The sequence below is a fragment of the Natrinema thermotolerans genome, from assembly GCF_031165565.1.
In the GTDB taxonomy this organism is placed as follows: domain Archaea; phylum Halobacteriota; class Halobacteria; order Halobacteriales; family Natrialbaceae; genus Natrinema; species Natrinema thermotolerans.
Genome location: NZ_CP101874.1, coordinates 13,097 through 30,858, shown reverse-complemented (window position 1 = coordinate 30,858; position 17,762 = coordinate 13,097). Strand labels below are relative to the sequence as shown.

At 54.0% G+C, this 17,762-nt stretch carries 13 protein-coding genes; 6 read left to right on the top strand and 7 right to left on the bottom strand.

What is annotated here, in order from left to right; genetic code table 11:
• Position 1 precedes the first annotated feature (1 nt).
• The 5 genes from NP511_RS22220 to NP511_RS22200 all read right to left on the bottom strand — a co-directional run bounded on the left by NP511_RS22220 (position 2) and on the right by NP511_RS22200 (position 6,605).
• On the bottom strand, positions 2 to 1,210 hold the full coding sequence (locus NP511_RS22220) for a TrbL/VirB6 family protein (RefSeq protein ID WP_084158379.1): 1,209 nt from the start codon (positions 1,208 to 1,210) through the stop codon (positions 2 to 4).
• Positions 1,211 to 2,080 (bottom strand): hypothetical protein, encoded by an 870-nt coding sequence (locus NP511_RS22215; RefSeq protein WP_233274400.1) that lies wholly within the window; start codon positions 2,078 to 2,080, stop codon positions 1,211 to 1,213. It lies immediately after the preceding gene.
• On the bottom strand, positions 2,080 to 3,837 hold the full coding sequence (locus NP511_RS22210) for a DUF8186 domain-containing protein (RefSeq protein ID WP_049967167.1): 1,758 nt from the start codon (positions 3,835 to 3,837) through the stop codon (positions 2,080 to 2,082). The genes NP511_RS22215 and NP511_RS22210 overlap by 1 nt, the downstream gene beginning before the upstream one ends.
• 30 nt (positions 3,838 to 3,867) lie before the next feature.
• Positions 3,868 to 4,323 (bottom strand): pilin, encoded by a 456-nt coding sequence (locus tag NP511_RS22205; protein ID WP_049967166.1) that lies wholly within the window; start codon positions 4,321 to 4,323, stop codon positions 3,868 to 3,870.
• A gap of 1,382 nt (positions 4,324 to 5,705) precedes the next feature.
• On the bottom strand, positions 5,706 to 6,605 hold the full coding sequence (locus tag NP511_RS22200; protein ID WP_049967165.1) for a coiled-coil domain-containing protein: 900 nt from the start codon (positions 6,603 to 6,605) through the stop codon (positions 5,706 to 5,708).
• Between the two features lie 505 nt (positions 6,606 to 7,110).
• Here NP511_RS22200 and NP511_RS22195 point away from each other — a divergent pair.
• A complete protein-coding gene (locus tag NP511_RS22195) occupies positions 7,111 to 7,665 on the top strand; it encodes a DUF2238 domain-containing protein (RefSeq protein WP_049907727.1) in 555 nt (184 codons plus the stop codon).
• Between the two features lie 45 nt (positions 7,666 to 7,710).
• Here NP511_RS22195 and NP511_RS22190 read toward each other — a convergent pair whose 3' ends face one another.
• Positions 7,711 to 8,694: a transcription initiation factor IIB gene (locus NP511_RS22190; protein ID WP_136396791.1), complete on the bottom strand. Its 984-nt coding sequence runs from the start codon at positions 8,692 to 8,694 to the stop codon at positions 7,711 to 7,713.
• Positions 8,695 to 9,702: 1,008 nt separating this feature from the next.
• Here NP511_RS22190 and tnpC point away from each other — a divergent pair.
• Together tnpC and NP511_RS22175 are read left to right on the top strand one after the other, a co-directional pair.
• Positions 9,703 to 11,136, top strand: coding sequence for an IS66 family transposase (gene tnpC / locus NP511_RS22185; RefSeq protein ID WP_049967224.1), 1,434 nt, complete (start codon positions 9,703 to 9,705; stop codon positions 11,134 to 11,136).
• Positions 11,137 to 11,471: 335 nt separating this feature from the next.
• Positions 11,472 to 12,350, top strand: a complete 879-nt coding sequence (locus NP511_RS22175) for a mechanosensitive ion channel family protein (protein WP_049967223.1) — start codon at positions 11,472 to 11,474, stop codon at positions 12,348 to 12,350.
• A gap of 333 nt (positions 12,351 to 12,683) precedes the next feature.
• Here the strand turns inward: NP511_RS22175 and NP511_RS22170 are convergent, their stop codons facing one another.
• Positions 12,684 to 13,826, bottom strand: a complete 1,143-nt coding sequence (locus tag NP511_RS22170; RefSeq protein ID WP_049967222.1) for a tyrosine-type recombinase/integrase — start codon at positions 13,824 to 13,826, stop codon at positions 12,684 to 12,686.
• 956 nt (positions 13,827 to 14,782) lie between these two features.
• Here NP511_RS22170 and NP511_RS22165 point away from each other — a divergent pair.
• The 3 genes from NP511_RS22165 to NP511_RS22155 all read left to right on the top strand — a co-directional run bounded on the left by NP511_RS22165 (position 14,783) and on the right by NP511_RS22155 (position 17,724).
• On the top strand, positions 14,783 to 15,166 hold the full coding sequence (locus NP511_RS22165; protein WP_084158410.1) for a hypothetical protein: 384 nt from the start codon (positions 14,783 to 14,785) through the stop codon (positions 15,164 to 15,166).
• 143 nt (positions 15,167 to 15,309) lie between these two features.
• Complete coding sequence (locus NP511_RS22160) at positions 15,310 to 15,528, top strand: hypothetical protein (protein ID WP_136396790.1); 219 nt, start codon at positions 15,310 to 15,312, stop codon at positions 15,526 to 15,528.
• 264 nt (positions 15,529 to 15,792) lie between these two features.
• Positions 15,793 to 17,724 carry a transposase gene (locus tag NP511_RS22155; protein WP_136396789.1) on the top strand — a complete coding sequence of 644 codons (1,932 nt, stop codon included), beginning with the start codon at positions 15,793 to 15,795 and terminating at the stop codon, positions 17,722 to 17,724.
• Positions 17,725 to 17,762: the final 38 nt, after the last annotated feature.

Sequence of the window (17,762 nt, the reverse complement as noted above, 5' to 3'; positions counted from 1 at the left end):
CTCACCACCTCGAGACCTTCTCTTTCGTGTTTTTGAGCCCACGCTTCGCTCGAGTCGACGCCTTCTGTGTAGCTTTGCGAGTATCATCAGCTGCTTTATCGCGCATTCGTCCTGTCTTCGACTTCCGCAAGTTGTTGTAGCGGCCGGCGTGATCCTTCGTTGAGCGAGCCGACGAGCCAAGCTTGTATGCTTTCGAATCGCCGCTCTCGAGTGTCGTCTGGCCGCTTTTCGTGACGGCACCAACCTGGTTCTCTGCGTATCCACGGTGGACGTTTCGGGCACCACGGACCGTCTTTCCAGAGGTGCGCTTTGCCTTTGCAGCGCCAGCTTTGGCCGCTGCAGGATTCGTCGTAGATGCTCCTTTCTGGGCGATCGTCCGCATTGCAGGGCTACTCCAGTAGACCGTCATGACCATCGCGATAATCGCTGCAGGGATCAATGTCAATCCGATAAACAAGGAGAAGAGCCCTTTCACAGAAGTCTCGAGACCACCAACCTCCCATCCAATCCGGAAGAGGATCGCTGGTGGAATCCCAGCAAGCACTAATCCAGGATAAATTCCTGCGACTCGACGTGCCATATTCGCCGCTGGACTGAACGGCCAAACCTCTATCGACCAAAGGACACCGAGTAGCGGCATAATCGGTGTGAGTACATAGAGAGCGATCCAGCGGAAAGCAACGACGAATCCTGCAACGACCAAAAAGAGGTTTGATATGACAACCATTGCCAGAATAGCGAACGTCCCACCGAGAGAAGACCGAATAAGTCCACCAAGTCCTGCTGACATCTCATTAGTTGGGGCAAGAGTCGTGCCTACTGCGTCAAAGAACTGCAGTGGGATCGATACCAATGGGAACCAGACAAAGGTACCCATAAATACGAGCCCAAGCCGCCGTAGGAGCTGTTTTCGACGGTACTCGCTCATGGAGCCAGACCGGAGACCAACGAAAGCAAAAGCGACAATTATCATCATGATGGAAAGTGGGAGAATATATGCGAGGTATACGTCCTGATACAAACTCACCCATGGCTCGTTATCTGGGGATCCGATGACCATATATCCAGAGTCCGATACTGGAGCTGGAACGCCGACAATAGGTGCTAGGATTGCGTCATAAATGTCATTGATCAGACTGAGAAGTGCGTCAGTGAAATCCTCAATGACGTTCTTGATTGCATTCTCGACTTCTTCTTGCAACCATGCCATCTAATTCTCACCTCCGCTAGATATGGATGTGCCAGTGCTGCCATCAACGATAGTGATATCGCATGACTGACTATCTCCGTACTTGATTTGCTGGGTGTACGAGGGATTTGATCCGACTTGGACATGAGCGGTGACAGTCATCGGTTCCGTACCGAGTTCATCACAGTTTAGCGAGTGCACCGCACCATCTGTCGCGTAGACAGATCCCTTAGAGTAGACTGTAGTCTTTCCCGGCGGCAAGTGTGTCTCGTGGTAATATGACTGTGATTCATTTGACAGTAGTCGGGCAACTGGTGAACCCTGCCAGCGAAGTTCAGTAAGTAACGAAGGGATCGTGCCTGTATTCTCAATAACGACTGCTGCGTACTCATCCCAAACAGGCGAATTCTTGTCCCACTCCATGTCGGGATTCTCCGCTGCCCACAGGACATCCGTAATCGCACACTTTGCCTCGAGCGTGATTGTCGTCGTGTCGACCTGCTCGTCTCCATCGAGAGCAATCAGTTCATAGTCCCCAGTGGGGACACTGTCCTCGTAGCGACCGAGAATTTCGAACGATGTCGTGGTCTCACCGGTCGCGAGACGCTGTTGATCGAACAACTCGCCGTTGGGGTCAATGAGGTTGATGAACTCTACTGACGCATCATCGGCAACTTCGATCTCGAGGGTTGCGTCACCCATCTCGACAGAAGTGAAGACATCACTCTCTCCTGCACTAATCCCGTTGCCATCCGCACTGTTACTGGTGTTCGATGGGTCTGTGGATGTACCCGACGTACAGCCAGCAAGAGCGGCTGTACTCACACCAAGGGTAGCAAGGACTGTTCGGCGAGCGATACTGTTGTTGTCTGTATTGGTGTTCTCTGTCATTAATAGTCTCGTAGTCCAAGGACCGCACCGCCAGTCAGGTAGTCAAAGCCGTAGACAGCTAGAGCAGCCGGGAGGAACCAGAGCAGCGTCACGAGGAACAGCTGGACGAGCTTCTGGAACTCGGGATAGTTTGGGGGTACTGTCGTCCGATCCTCCGCTGCTGAGTACAGCTGATCGGCATGCCACCAGTCTGCTGGAACATATTGGCCAGTGATAAGCGAGGATGACCGCTTCTCGAGTTCGAAGACGGCCATTCCGCTCGCGTTCAGCGCAGCCGATTGATTGCCGATTTCGACTTGCCCAGTCGTAACCGGATCGCCGGTCGTCGTCTCCGTGACTGTGGCCTGCACAAGCGTTCCCGACGAGTTCGCCTCGAGAACCGTCAACTCGAGAGTTGTGTCACGAACGGTTCCGTTGTCGGTGACTGAAATCGTCTCTGACTGGCCTCGAACAATCCCGTGAACGGTCACGTCGTCGAAGGTCGCTGCTGGAAGGGTCTCTGATCGGACGGCGATTGATGTCGCATTCGTATAGTTGCCAACTGTCGGAATGGCGATCTCACCGGGAAGAGACGGGCCAGCGTGTTCGCTCCCCCACGCCTCTTCGATCACTAACGGCGGCTCAGCATCTTCCGTTGCCTTGCTCGGCATATCTGGCCGTTTCTGCGTGGGGATAGCGTGGAGCTGTGCCGGACGAACAGACGAGTTCGTCTGAGTCGTCTCTGTGTCCGTCCGAGAGACCATCGTCTGCCAGCCGTCAACTCCCGCGGAATAGAACCACCAGTTTCCACGGAGACGCGCGTCACTGCCAACATCGATTGCTGACCACCGAGTTCCCGGATGAATAACAGCGCCGGTGTGAGTTGTCTCGTTCTCGAACGTAACGCGCTTGCCGCCTCTGTCGTTGATCTGCGTGACAACGGCATGGCGTGAATCAGTCGCTGTTACTTGTTCGGTTGGATAGTCGACTTCTGTTTCCCATGACCCTTCACAGGATCCGATCGAGCTATTGTAATCCGTGCACGTCCGGGTTTCATGGCGAAGACGAGCAGTAATTGTGGCTTCGACAGTCAGATTCTGCGTTCCCGAGAGACCCCGATACTCGAGCGTGGAGCGATGGCCACGATCGGCGTCGAGTACCCAGCTCTCTGTCTGTAGGATAACCGTGTCAATAGCACTCTCAGCAATCGACCAGTGATGGCGAACCGAGCCGCTCGTATCATCGTCTGGAACACGGACTCGATAGTCAGCTATCGTGAGAACCTGGCCATCTGGCGTAATGTACTGCGTCGAGGTATTCCCTGAATGCAGCACCGTCGACGGCTGGACTGCCGCGATACTCGCGTGTGCATCCCGAATGTAGATCCCGTCCTCGAGGTGTGCCCCTTCAGGATGGACAGAGGTTTTCTCGCCACCAGGATCAAAGTCCTGGATATCACCGCTGTTCCACCTCTCGACGTCTTCGATCGGTTTCTCGAACGGAACATCCGTCGACCCTGCAAGCCGGGCCGAAAACTCCAATTCAGAAGGAATGGTGTCCTCGAATTCATCGCTCGAGCGGTTTTGCTGATCAAGGTCTTCAGACCACAACAGCGGGAACCGTGTCTCGTTCACGCCGTAATCTGGCCCATCGGCAGGAATCGCCGTGTTCGAACTCGAGTTCGGCTCGGCAACAGCGACACCGGCAGCCGGAAACACAGCGCCTCCGCTTGCAACGAGAAGCATGACGGCGGCGGCGATTACACGTGACGGGGTCATTAGGATTCTATCAACCGAAAGCTCTGGTGATCAGAAAGGTTTGACACAGTCTGAGAAGCCGAATCCCATCTGACTGCCAATCTTGTCAATCAGTTCGGGCGAGATCAAGGCGAGGACGATGATCCCAAACCCGATACCCGACATCACGAGCTGCTCTTTGGCCTGATTCTTCTTTTCTGGATTCCCACCAGCGCGCATGTACGAGAGGCCAGCTCGACCGACGTAGAATCCCGTTGCAGGAAGACCGAGACCAGCAACAGCGCCGAAAACGATGCCAATACCAGTCTCAACACCGGTTCCACAGTAGACGTCACCCACACTCGATTGGGCAGCTACCGATCCGGAAGCAAGGGCAATGAAGGTCAGCCACACAGCAAGTGAGGTTGCTGCTGGCGCGACTCGTCTGCACGCCTCTCGGAACTTAGTCGGCAAATCGGAGTATTCAGACGACGGTTCTGATGAATTACGTGGGGAATCGATACTCATTAGTGGAGTAATCTGCAGGAATGTTCGAACAGCACTTCGAGAGCTACACTATCAAGACCCGCTTCAGATTGCTCACTTAGCTTACCACGAGGGCTACGAGAACGAGTCTCGGCGAACGACGACTTCTCGGTCAGTACGCCTTGGAAACTGATAGACACGTGTGGCCCGGGTTGTGAGAGGACTGCTACTTCGTCAGTCAATTTGACTGAGCCACACATAATGTTGGAATTACACATCATTTACCACATTTGGGCTGTAAGTTCATAGAATAGCTATTGTATATGCTGTATAAAAGTTTTTTCTAGGGACTATTAACAGGAATTAGTATCCCCAGTGAAATTCATAGATATTTATAGATCTAATTCAATTAACTTATAGAAGTTGATGAACATCATGATATGAATTCTCGTGTCTCGTTCTTTCATGTAATAGAGACAGTTACTCATGTACCATCCAACAGCTATCATCCCGAACCCATCCGGACGGACTGAGAACTACTCACTCTCGAGTTCATAGAAAAGCCGGCCAGAGGCCAGCATGAGGTTCTCGAAGGCTGGATGGTACTGGAAAGCCAAAGATCGGAGACGAAACCAGTTGTGGATCTTGTGGGACGTGCCGATCTCGGCTGGCCCGGACAAGTGTTCCCCCTGACTTGTGATCGAGGAAGGGTCAACGGTACAGGGGCGTAGGTTGACCCGCCTTGTCCACGCTACCCGAAAGTCGGTCCTACAGGAATATCAACCTGTTTCCCAACTGTGCAAGAGTGACGAGCTACTTTCCCTTGGGGCGATATGAAATAGACAATGCTTCTCCTGCTGTCTGCTGGTCTGCTTACCCACTCTCAAGGACATCGACAATCCCGACGGACTCGGCATCATGCGTGAGGAGAGGATCGACGGCCAGCTGCTAAGCGTGTTCGACGACTCGTGTGGAGACGAGTATTCGACACAGTCCGTGTGTCTGAGATGTGCCTCTGACTGAGCGTGAGGACGGTTTCCCCCCCTGACACTCCCCACGCCCAAGTCACCGTTTTGATTGAATTCATATCAAACTTTCTTAATTACCACAATATTACCCAGTGATTCATGGCGTTCTATTGGACAGGATCTCACCATGTCGATCTCACGACGATCCTCTCCTGTGAAAGAGCGATCGTGCAGACCATAACTAACCGGTCATGATCACACCCGTTGTGAGTAGATCCAAAGCCGAATCCCCAGAATCAGCGTTAGAGGGACAAACACTGTCTCTGAAAGGGAGGGTCTTCTCTTACACCTGCAGCTATTAGTAGCGGCGACGTCGTCGTGGTCCGACGACGACCAGATCCGTTCGGTGTGCTCGTTAGAGAGATGCTCCCTCTCGGGATGGGTTCAACCGCTTTCTCACACCTCTGCCCTGTCGTTCTGGGTCACAACGGGTGTGACACCACCAGTGACCCGTCCATTCGAGTCGAGTAACTCGAGGTGGTGGTAGCGGGCGTCAAGCAGTCCCTCAGCAGTCTCGAGATCCATCGCAATGATCTCTTTTGGTGTCTGTTTCGCAGAGACACGTCGTTCAGTGACATCGACGTCCGAACTTCCGATCGCGATCATCTCGTTCCACACGCGCTTGAGTGTCTGTGCGTGGGGACGCTTTCCGAGGATTGCAGTGAGCGCATCCCGGACAGTGTCTCGTGTCCAGAAAATGCCGCTCCCGTTCGTGCGCTTGGTTGCGAACTCGTCCCAGCGCTTCATCACAAGGAGTGCCCGGAATCGGTTCTTCCGCGGTGTCCCCTGATCGACAAGGTGTGTTTTGACGCGGTGCTGGCGGCAGTTCGCAAGGAAATCCAGCGGACTGCTCGAGGGCTCGATGCCACCTGGCAGTTCCTCTGGATCCTCGCGATCGAACGCAGTCTCACCAGTCTCGGCAATCGACTTGGCCTGCTCTGCGTTCGCATTTGCAGTCTTCGCGATTTCCTTTGCATTGTCAGCCGTCTCGTCGGTTTCGGCAACCGACTCGGTGATCTCGTGGAGTTGACTGGCGATCTCCTTTCGGTTGCGATCGGCGCGGTTTTGTTCCTGCTGGAGTTCGTCGACACGCTCCTCGAGGCGGTCGATCGTCTGTGACTGCTCTTGGATGATGGCCCACATCTCTGCGCGACTCGGGAGTTCATCATCACCGTCGTCGGCCGTCAGGTCTGTGCTGGTGTGCGTATCGACGCTGTCGAAGCCAAGAGCGGCGGCAACGTCATGATCAGTGGGCGTTTCTGCGTCAACTGCGTCCGGATCTTTTCCAATTGTCATGGAGGGTTGTTGTAGTCGTGTACTGCTGGTTGTCGGTCGAGTCGCGATGCTGCTGGGGAGAGAGACGACTCTCGACGGAGACGGGACACCATACTGGACAGAGCCACGGCTCCTCGAGAGGCAAACTTTTATATCGATCCGGGTCGCAGGATTGAGTAGCCAACTCAGGGGGCGAATTGACGCCCCCGTTCTCCTGCGACCCACACCGATGAGCGGTGGGTATATCCTCCTATCTTCTTGCCTCACTGATAGTCATGGATATCACTTAAAACTAGGAGTCCTCACTAGCGGCTCTTCCTCAGTATCGAGCTACGGTAATCGCAAGCAGGCCCACGTATCAACTGTGATGAAATCAGTTCTAGATCGTCGTCAGCATGCATCGAGAGTCTATGACTGTCACTGAGAACGATGGACGAGTACAACTAAAACTATCTGGGGCGTCTGGGTCCGTCTTCAGGACGATACTGCTATGTGGTCTGCGTAGTCAGTCTATTGTATACAGAAAATGTCGACAGCTGAACAGGGAGTGGGTCGTGAGGCCAGATATACGCTACTCACGGTGTTCCTCGTCGGACTCCGACGCCGGGATCCAGGCGCGGTCGTCAATGCCGTCGTTGCGGCGATCGGCACATATCTTCCTACGGTCGTCACGCGTGCGTATGGTGTTAAACTCCGACCGTGGCAGCGAGCCTATGTAAACTCTGCGATGGTTACTCATGCTGTCGGTATGCTCGGTCCCTATGACGACGTCTGGTGGTGGGATCACCTTACACACGCACATTCCTCGTCGATTCTGGCCGGAATCGTCTATGTAGCCAGCCGCCGGAAGGATCGTGATCCTGTTCCTCGGGTTGTTGCCGCCGCCATCAGTCTCGGGTTCGCCTGGGAACTCCTCGAGTATGCTATTCACGCAACGGCGAAACGACTGGATCTCGAGCCGATACTCGTCACGTACGGCCGGAAAGACACGTTCTTCGACATCGTCTTCGATCTTGTCGGCGCATTACTCGTGCTTGCGTTCGGTGACCGTGTTCTCGGCGAGTTTGCGGCCAACGAGTAGCTGGTTCGGCGGCTAGTCGTTCCGTAGCAGCAGTGCATCGTCCTCTCAGTAGATACCCATCGCTTCGATCTGCTCTTGATACCGATTCCGGATCGTCACCTCAGTCACCTGCGCAACCTCAGCAACTTCCTTTTGGGTCTTTTTCTCGTTACAGAGAAGTGATGCCGCATAAATGGCTGCTGCGGCAAATCCCGTTGGCGACTTTCCTGAAAGCAGACCCTGTTCAGCAGACTCATCGATAATTTCGATCGCCTTCATCTTCACTTCTTCACCCACCTTGAGGTCAGAACAAAATCGTGGGACGTACTCTTTGGGGTCGGCTGGTTTCATCTCGAGGGAGAGTTCCTTAGCGATATAACGATATGTGCGCCCGATTTCTTTCTTCCCGACGCGAGAGACCTCAGTCACTTCGTCAAGACTCCGCGGGATCCCCTCTTGACGACAGCCAGCGTAGAGGCAGCTCGTTGCGACGCCCTCGATAGACCGTCCACGAATCAAGTCATTGCTGAGCGCTTGTCGGTAGATCACTGATGCGACCTCTCGAACAGAACGGGGGACACCGAGTGCCGACGCCATGCGATCGATTTCTGAAAGGGCAAACTGGAGGTTTCGTTCACCTGCATCCTTGGTTCGAATCCGTTCTTGCCATTTGCGCAGTCGATTCAACTGATTCCGCTTCTTTGAGGAGATCGATCTTCCGTGTGCGTCCTTGTTTTTCCAGTCGATCTGGGTGGTCAACCCTTTGTCGTGCATCGTCTGGGTTGTGGGTGCACCAACCCGGCTTTTGTTCTGCCGTTCGGCATGATTGAACGCGCGCCATTCTGGACCGTGGTCGATATTTTGCTCTTCGATAACGAGGCCGCACTCCTCACAAATGATCTCGTTACTATCGTTGCTAGCAACGAGAGCGCCTGAATCGCATTCAGGACACGTCTGCTCTTCACTCTCATTTTCATGTTCATGTTCATATTCGTCGGCTTCCGTTACCGACGTCTGATCACGTTCGCGCTGCTGCGTTGGCCGCACCATAAATGGACATTCTGACTACTCGTATGGAACTCCAATAATGATTTTGACCCGTACTCAGACTCATTCACAGCGTGTCATAGAATACGACTCACACCCTCTACCTGACGATTATACAGCTCTCAATTCGCGTATGAGCCTGTAGTTTCGCCAGTCATTGGCTTTGTTCAACATATATGTCGTGAATAATGTCTGTTGAGAACCATTGTATGACACGCTCTCATTCAACTAACTATCTGTCTCAAGATCGTCTAGAAATCGTCTCTATGGGCATTAGTCAACTTTCACTTCAGACAGACATCAAGAAGTGGAACCGAACGAGGAGTCGTGAGGTCCGTATGTAACCCTGAAGCGGTACACATCTGTCTTCGAATAAAGGACCACCGCACATTAGTGCAGTCGGTGGCCTGGGTATCATGACACAACTGTTGGTGGGGTTGGGGAGGCGTAGGCTGCCTAACCGTTAGTGAGTTGATTGGGTGGTGTCTTTCTGCAGCAGCCTCCCATTGTAATGGGAATCATTAGCGATACAAAAATCCGATGGCCAAATAACAAGGTAGTCATCAGTCCTCTTGAGGAGGATGATCTCCGCCGACTTGTGCGAGAGCCACGTAGCGGGTATTGACTTCATACGGGCCTATTCATCCAAGATTTGGACAACGCGGACATCGTGTGAAGTACCACGGGCGCGGTGGCCCGTGGCTTCGCCGTAGTCTCTGGCACGAAGCCAGCGGAACGGCCGATGGCGAATTTCATACCGCCCGCGCTCGTCCCTTGGGGACTCGCGTGGAATCAATACACCCCAGCCCCGGTGGGACGGGGAACTCGAGCTGCTTTTCGTTTAGATTTCCGTATGTGTTTAGCCCGGGCTAATTTCGGTACTCTCTCGTAGGAAGCGTTCAACGGACGCGATATGAACAGGCAGCAGACATCGGATACGATTCTCAGGGATGGGCTCCGCAGCGGAGCCCATCCCGTTACTTCTGCTGTCACTACTGGTTGGTGGAATCTGTGAACGCAGACGATTTCACCAAAGAAGAGCTCCTTTCTCGGCTTCTCCAACTTGAGCAACGAGTCGAAGAACTCGAACGGAAGAACAAGCGAAAGGACAAGAAAATCGATCAGAAGGACGAGCGAGAAGAACTCGAAACACGCCTTCGCAAATACGAAAATCCGCATACACCGCCCAGTAAGCGACGGTCGGGGACTGACGAGTCCCCGACCTCGCAGGACGACGAAGACGAGAATGTCCGAACCGATGGCGGTACTCCCGGACGGAAGGACGGTCACGACCCTGAGTGGCGTGCAACAGCAGATCCCGACAAAGAGATCGATGTCACCTGTGACTGTTGTCCCGAGTGTGGCGAACACTTCGACGAGTCGATGGGCGTCAGCCCCCGACTCGTCGAGGAGGTTCCCGATCCACAGCCACCAGAAATCACCCGGTACAACCGTCACTACTACCAGTGCAGCTCTTGTGGAACAGAAACCGTTGCTACACACCCCGACTGCCCCGATGAGGGGCAGTTCGGGGTGAACGTCATCTCTCAAGCAGCACTTTCTCGGTACGATCACCGCCTCCCCTACCGGAAAATCGCTGACCGGTTCGAGCAACTGCATGGATTAGAACTCTCGGGCGCGTCCGCGTGGCACGCGACCGAGCGCGCTGCGCGCGCCGGTCGCTGCGAATACGAACAGATTCGAAGACAGATTCAGCAAGCAGAGATCGTTCACGTTGACGAAACCGGTATCAAACTCGAGGGTGAGCAGGCGTGGATTTGGACGTTTCGGACGAGCGAGCACACGCTATACGCCGTAAGGGAGAGTCGTGGAAGTGATGTTCCCGCGGAAGTCCTCGGCGAGGACTTCGCGGGAACGGTCGTCTGCGATGGGTGGACGGCGTATCCAGCGTTCAGCAGTAACCTTCAGCGATGCTGGGCACATCTTCTCCGGGAAGCCGAAGACGTTGCTAGTGACCACGAGGAGGCAGAACCCGTTTACCGGTATCTCAAGCAGATGTTCGTCGGTCTCCAGTCGTGGCTGGAGACCGACCCGAGTCTTCGTGAGAGAGCACAGATGCATCGCTCATGCCAGAACGGGCTTAGATCACTCGTGGAGCGGTCAGTAACCGACGAACCAGTGGCAACACTACTCGGGAAAATCGAAGGAGGGATCGACCACTGGCTCACCTTCGTCGGTGAGCCAGCGGTCTCCCCGACGAACAACGCAGCTGAGAACGCACTTCGTGAACCAGTCGTTCTCCGGAAAATCATCGGGACACTCCGTAACGATCGAGGTATGTTCGTTCACGAGACGATCTTGTCCCTGCTGGCGACATGGCGCCAGCAGGGACGCAATCCCTACGAAGAACTTCGCCAAGTCGTCAACAACAATGAGATGATCTCACGGACTCACGCTGTACCGGCTGTCGAGACTTCGGGGTAAACTCATACAACTGGACAAACGGACGAACATGCACACAGTTACATGGCATGGACTGCGTGAATTCGAAGCGCGATGTGAATGGGAAGACCAGTATCTCGATTTATAGTCCGAACTCAAGGACAACCGCTCTTCTGTAGGCAAACACTCTTGGTAGAGTTCCGTGACGCTGTAGAAGAGCGTCGCTTGTTGTGGGTGCAGTCGAAAGCATCGAACGTTCTTGCGTAACACATTCGTTACAACTACATATTATATTAAAGAAGAATAATTAAACATATCCGCGTAAGTCGTCGCATATACCCCATCTTATAACTAGTCATGTACCGAATGAAGTTGATATGATATCACTCCAAGCGGCTCCCATTGATCTACAACAGTACATCCCAGATCTCATAAGTGCGTTTACAACTGTTGTCCTATTCGTCGTTTCCTTCGCACTCATCTATTGGATTGGGAAGTCCTTCATGTCCCGGGCAGTCGAACGGGGGCTTGAACACCGTGGCTTTGATCGAACCCTTATTGATCTCGCCGTAAGTACAACCGTTGTAGTGGTTGCTGTCGTTGCAGTTGCGTTAGCCGCGACAGTCGCCGGTTTCGGCGTCGTCCTCGCAGCGTTCGCGACCCTCGCTGGTGCACTCGCACTGGCGGTCGGCTTTGCTGCCCAGGATCTGATCGCCAACTTCGTCGCTGGCGTGTTCATCATTCAGGACGAACCGTTTTCCACAGGTGACTGGATCGAGTGGGACGGTAACTCAGGAGTGGTGCGCGAAATTCAACTTCGAGTGACAAAACTGGACACCTTTGATAACCAGCTCGTCACCGTCCCGAACAGTGACCTCGCGAGCGCAGCAGTAGTAAATAACGAAGCGAACGACAAACGTCGTGTCTCAGTCGGATTCGGAATTGGCTACGAGGATGACATTGAACAAGCCCGTGAGGCCATTATCGATGAAGGATCTCGTATTGAAGGCGTGTTTGACGACCCCAAGCCAACCGCTCCTGTGACGGAGTTAGGCGATTCAGCGGTTGTTCTCCAAGGTCGGGTCTGGATCGACCCCAAGAAGCACAGCTATGGGGCCGTCCGTGCCCGATTCCTCGAGGCCGTCAAAGAGCGCTTCGACGCCGAAGGAATTGATATGCCGTATCCCAATACCGAACTCTCCGGGGGAATCGAAGTTACGAACGCCGACGAGATGGAAGCCCCCTCTGACGACTAATTGCATCCCTGCTACCAATTCAGCTAGTGCTGTCACCCGGTAAAATCGAGTAAAACGGCTGCGCAAAGCGTCCGGTTGTGTGGTACGATGAGATCGATATCGGCCTTCCCATCGGCCAGCACTCCCCTGTGTTGCACCAGCGTGATATCGTCCTCGGTTTTCGTTAAATCCCTCATAGAGGCGCTTGCGAAGCCTTATATCTTCGTCCACGACCGCAGAAAGTACACTCCGAAGCTCTTCGGCGGGCGCCACTGCAAGGAGAGCATCTAGCGGTTGATCACCGGCGACGGCTTGCGTTCAACACTGCATGTAAGGGATAGCTCAAGTTCATTCTCAGCCACGAACGTCGTCAATCGAATCGGAGACGTCCTTCATCTTGACGTCGGCGTAGGCCTCATGGGTAGTCTCGATAGAGTTGTGTCGTAACGCTTCCTGAGCCTTTTCGGACATCCCGCTGGTATAGAGGTCGCGACCGAGTGCCCGGCGAGCGCCGTGCAGCGTCAGATGGTCATACTCGCCGTCCGGATCGATCCCGGCTTCGTCGGTGAGCCGTTTCAACAGCCGGCGAACGCCCTCTTTCGAGATCGACGGCGGCGGAACCTCATGCTCGCGGTGTAGACGGTCAAGCACCTCGGTCTTCCCGGCGTCACCCCCATCCTCGAGCGCCCGAGAGACTTCCTTCTCGCCGAGTGTATCCTCGAGTGTGCGCTTTTTCGAGCCGTAGTGACCGGTCGGAAAGACGGGCCACGCTTCGGTCGTCGGCTCTTGCACACGGTACCATCGCTTGAGGACGTCGTGGACACTCGCAGGAAACGGGGCCTGTTCGTACTCACGGGACTTGCCGTAGACCTCGATCAGCCGCTCGTCGAAATCAACGTCCTTCCACTGGAGGCCGTTGCGCTTGTCGTCTTTTGGATCGGCGAACAACTCAGCACCACGCGCCCCAGTGCCATCGAGCATGACGACGATCGCCCGGTCACGGAAGGCCGTCTCTACATCGGTCTGGATGGTTTCTTCCAGAGCCATGTCCACGCGCTTGGTGGCATACTCGAGCAACGTCTCGCGGTCTTCTTGAGACCAATACTGGCGCTTGCGCTTCCCGTCGTCCTCTGGAAGCGGATCCATCGCAGTGTTCGTATTCGCCGGGTTCGACTCGAGGTGTTGTTCTCGCACCGACCAGGAGAGAAAAGCTCGGACGTAGGCGAAGTAGTTGTGAGCGGTTGAAGCCGCCAGGCTCTCGTCGATTACGACGCGGTCGTAGAGGTGCTCGCTGTAACTGCGGACATCGTGGGGTGTGAGCTCGTCGACGAACTCGAGGTCACGCTCGTCTCGACAGTGGTCAGCGAACTCACGCAGTGGTGAGCGCATGGTCGTCTTCGAACCGTCGGCGTTGATCTTATAGCGCAGGTAGCTCTCGATGGCTTCGTGGACGGTCGTCCCCCCGGAGGAAGCCCGGCGTTCCGTCGATCCAGACATTCGTATGTGGGGTACAGTGTCGACCCTCGTAAAGTCCCTTGGTTAAACGTGAATTTAGACAAGTGAATCAAATAGCACCTAATTTGGTTATTTTCGGTCTGTTCGAGTGGTCTACGGTGTAGAATTACATTCCATAAATCAAATTTCGATATACAAAACCGCCATACTGATTCCAACGAAGTAGCTGATTATCGGTTGAATTATCACGGTTTATCATCTGGCGGTGCGAGGCGTTAGCCGGCGAACTGCTGTGTCAGAAAACAGGCAGAACCTTCAGTCGTGGTTGGTGTCTTCGTTCACACGCCGATTTTCGACTGCCGCGAGCCCAGACGGTCAACGGTGAGAAAATTGGCTGATAGCTTAGCTACGCCGGTAGCGGTGATACTTTTCGCGCCTCACGCATAAATGCGAGAGCGGGATCGTGATAGTTCCATCCACACTCGATAAATGCGCCGCCCGGTCGGACGAGTTCTGCGAGTTTTTGTCGATCAGGGCCGCGTTGACGGTCGTGTATCTCGTCGTATGGTCGTCGGCTTGTGTCTGGTCGAACGGCGGGTCAAAGACGATGCTATCGAACGGTCTGACTCGAACCCCTCGTCAATCGCCGTCACGTCATAATGAACGGTAGACTCTCGTTCGGGGTTGATATCGTTTTGACGACTTCGCTATCGTGTGAGAGGTGCGTCTTCCCAGCGCAGGCGTTCAGCACGCGCCTCTCGATATTCTCTTTAACGGCTTTCCTGAAACCTTTTTCTTCAGATATATTCTTCTCTGAAACAGCCGTTCGATGAGAGCTGCGGATTGATCAAATCGGGGTTTGAGCTTCCCGAAGACATATGAGGACTCATCTCAAATATTTGACTATGAATCGACGGAAGTTCCTTGCTGTCGGTGGTCTTGGGACAGGAGGGTATCTCGCATGGAACAGATTTCAATCTCCGTCAATACCCGATGGTATGACCGTAGAGACGTTATATCTCGAACGAAATGTCTTCGACCCACGTGATGTCTTTGCCCTGAGGGAAGAGTCTTATACACTTATCGCAGACGAAGAAACTGCAGCCAGCGAATTTGACGATGTTGAACAAGTATCTGCTTTTAGTGACGAGACTGATTTCGACGAATCCTATATTCTTGTTGTTCAAAACGGAATGCGATCTGAAGACGATCTCGAATTAGATGCGATTGAACGCACTGAAGACGGACTTCAGGTTGCTGTTTCTATAGATCAACCACTTATCCCCGACCATGATGATCTCATTACACATTCGCTTCTTATTCGGATTACTGATGAGAAAACCGTACCCGATTCAATAGATGTCAGTATAGCCGGCTATTGATGATCGGATTACTCTATCAGTAGATAGTAGCGCGATTTCTTTATTCAGAATCGGCCCTGAAACTGAATCAGGGCAGTTCGGTCATTACACGTGCGAACTGAACAGCAGGAAACTTATTACTGATAGAGTTGGAACAATTATATATGAGTCAAAACAAATCCGATGGTGGGAAGTTCATTGCTTCAATCCATCGCTCAATACTTGGTGCATTACTCGCAATAGCCGGGATTGTGGGGCTTGCTTGGGTAAGGGAAGCCCTCACCGGTGGATATCTATTATTTGGTATCGTTGGAATCGTAGTTGCTGGAATCGCAGTCTATTGGATTTATTACTTGTTCATGGAAGGTTTACAAGAACGGTGAGAGAGGATTCGCTACATACATCACCTATACTGAACGCGAGTTTCACGCACTACTCTGAATAAAGAAACCGTATTACCAACTACTGCTATCAAAATTCAATACCTTCTGTTAGTCTCTGTGTTATGTAGGTCACCTGTAGTGACCGTGACAAGTCAATGTCTTTCATTTACTGAGGGTTCAACAACAGCGTTCATCGATGATATTGATAGCCACTTACCAGTCGGTATCCTTTTAAGTACTGTTTGAATATTATTTCTTCAATACGTGTCGGGTTCGGGAACAGAAGACTTCGGGTCAAACCGAATTAGGATCGATTTCTCCGAAACAGTCTACATTGGCGGCCCTATCGACGTTTCTCTACAGGGACGCCTTCCGTTCGTATCCGAACCAGACATCACGCTTGTCGCCGCGATGCTCGGATACTCAGGCGAGATCCCCGACGACCGCGCCGAGTGGCACCACAACTACACACCTATCGAGTGTTGGATGTCGGCACACATCCTCCGTGAAGTCAACGGGTGGACGATCAAGCAGACTGCGAAGCGAATCCGAGCGGAGCGCGACATGCCACAGACGCTCGGGTTCTTCGAAGAAGAGCCAAAACCCGGTGCCCGTGGCGACCCACCGAGTTACACACAGCTGCGGGACACGTGGGAAGAGACGTTCACAGATCGACACCGTGGCGCGGTCAAAGTCATCGCCGAGCGCCTCGTCGAGTACTGCCGCGAGAACGGCTTCCCGGCACCAGAGGACGTATTCCTCCCAGAAGAAGAGGTCGAGGTCGAGGAGCCGACCGAAGACCACCCTACCGTTCGGGAGTTAACGATCGAAAAGACTGCGGACGTGTGGGAGCACGCCCGTCCAATGGTACTGAAACACTGGTACCTGAAGCGCCACCACAACTGGCAGATACCGGAAGCGAGGTTTTTCGACGGTCACGCAGCTCTTGCTACGGCTGGCGACGACGTTTTCCCCGAGTCTGGGCTCGGGAATATGTTGGCGAAGTCCGGACACGACCAAATCCACTACCCCAGCACACACCGACGCGAGCTCAAGAAGTTCACCATCGAAGAGATACGCGAGTTGCATCAGGAGGTCACGCGAGATCTCATCGCAGAAGCCCGCCGTAAAGGCGAACTCGTCGGGAAAATGAAGGTGGCGATCGACCAAACTAAAGGCCATCCGTGGACAGGCGAGGTCGTGCGGAACGCCGACGGGAGCAACGCTGAAGACTGGGTACTCGGGTACAAGAACGACAACGACACACGCCCACAACACTACTTTCAATGGGCGACCGTCCAAGTCGTCGGCCTCGATGTCCCGCTGATTCTCGACGCGATCCCGGTGAAGCGCGGGATGACGAAGGGCGAGACCGTGGACAAACTGATGGCGACTGCGAACGAGCTACTCCACGACCCGGAGATAGTGATGATGGACGCTGGGTTCGACTCGGAAGCGGCGAAGAACTCTACCGAGAAACACTCCACGTACTACCTCAACAAGAAGAGCCGCGACTCGGACGATAAACGGCGGATGCGCAAGATGTGGGAGAACCGCGAGACAGTGCGCATCATCGAAGAGGAAGACCGGCCCGGCATGCCGACTCGGAAGACAGTCTACGTTCCGCACGTGCTCGCCGACGGAGAGGACGAAGGTGACAACGACGGCCCGTCCGAGCTCCGGCAGGGACTCCTCTCCGACTTCCAAGAGGCTGGTGGGGACGAACTCCCCGACCAGTCGCCGTTCGACTCGCTGGTTGACGACATCCGAGAAGAGGAAGGGGAGAAAGGGCTCAGCGAAGACGACATCGACGGCGCTGAACAATACGTCGTCTTTGAGACGAATCATCCGTTGGCGAACAAACGTGGCGGTCGGAACCGAGAGACAATCCCGGAGGAAGAGCAGATACACGCTGCTGCCCGAATGATTCGTAACTACGGCGACCGGTGGGGTATCGAGAACGGCTACAAGAAGGTCGGCCACTTCCTGCCCCGTTCGGGCAGTAAAGACCCGGTGCTACGGTTCTTCGGGTTCATGTTTGCGTGTACGCTGTGCAACTGCTGGCGGCTCGTCGATCTCCTCGTGAAGCTGTCCGTCGAGGACGATCCCGACTACACGCCGTTGGTGACGGCGAGTCGGTTCCTCGCTGTGGCGGAGGGAATGTTCGGTCTCGGGTCGAAGCCACCGCCAGACTAACGCAACGCCTTCCTTCGGTTTGCTGAATCGTGAGCGGC

Coding starts and splice junctions, on each gene's coding strand:
- NP511_RS22215 (WP_233274400.1), bottom strand. CDS start 2,080: ATGACAGAGAACACCAATACAGACAACAACAGTATCGCTCGCCGAACA.
- NP511_RS22165 (WP_084158410.1), top strand. CDS start 14,783: ATGACCGTAGAGACGTTATATCTCGAACGAAATGTCTTCGACCCACGT.
- NP511_RS22190 (WP_136396791.1), bottom strand. CDS start 8,694: ATGGTGCGGCCAACGCAGCAGCGCGAACGTGATCAGACGTCGGTAACG.
- NP511_RS22200 (WP_049967165.1), bottom strand. CDS start 6,605: ATGACAATTGGAAAAGATCCGGACGCAGTTGACGCAGAAACGCCCACT.
- NP511_RS22195 (WP_049907727.1), top strand. CDS start 7,111: ATGTCGACAGCTGAACAGGGAGTGGGTCGTGAGGCCAGATATACGCTA.
- NP511_RS22170 (WP_049967222.1), bottom strand. CDS start 13,826: ATGTCTGGATCGACGGAACGCCGGGCTTCCTCCGGGGGGACGACCGTC.
- NP511_RS22220 (WP_084158379.1), bottom strand. CDS start 1,210: ATGGCATGGTTGCAAGAAGAAGTCGAGAATGCAATCAAGAACGTCATT.
- NP511_RS22175 (WP_049967223.1), top strand. CDS start 11,472: ATGATATCACTCCAAGCGGCTCCCATTGATCTACAACAGTACATCCCA.
- NP511_RS22160 (WP_136396790.1), top strand. CDS start 15,310: ATGAGTCAAAACAAATCCGATGGTGGGAAGTTCATTGCTTCAATCCAT.
- NP511_RS22210 (WP_049967167.1), bottom strand. CDS start 3,837: ATGACCCCGTCACGTGTAATCGCCGCCGCCGTCATGCTTCTCGTTGCA.
- NP511_RS22205 (WP_049967166.1), bottom strand. CDS start 4,323: ATGAGTATCGATTCCCCACGTAATTCATCAGAACCGTCGTCTGAATAC.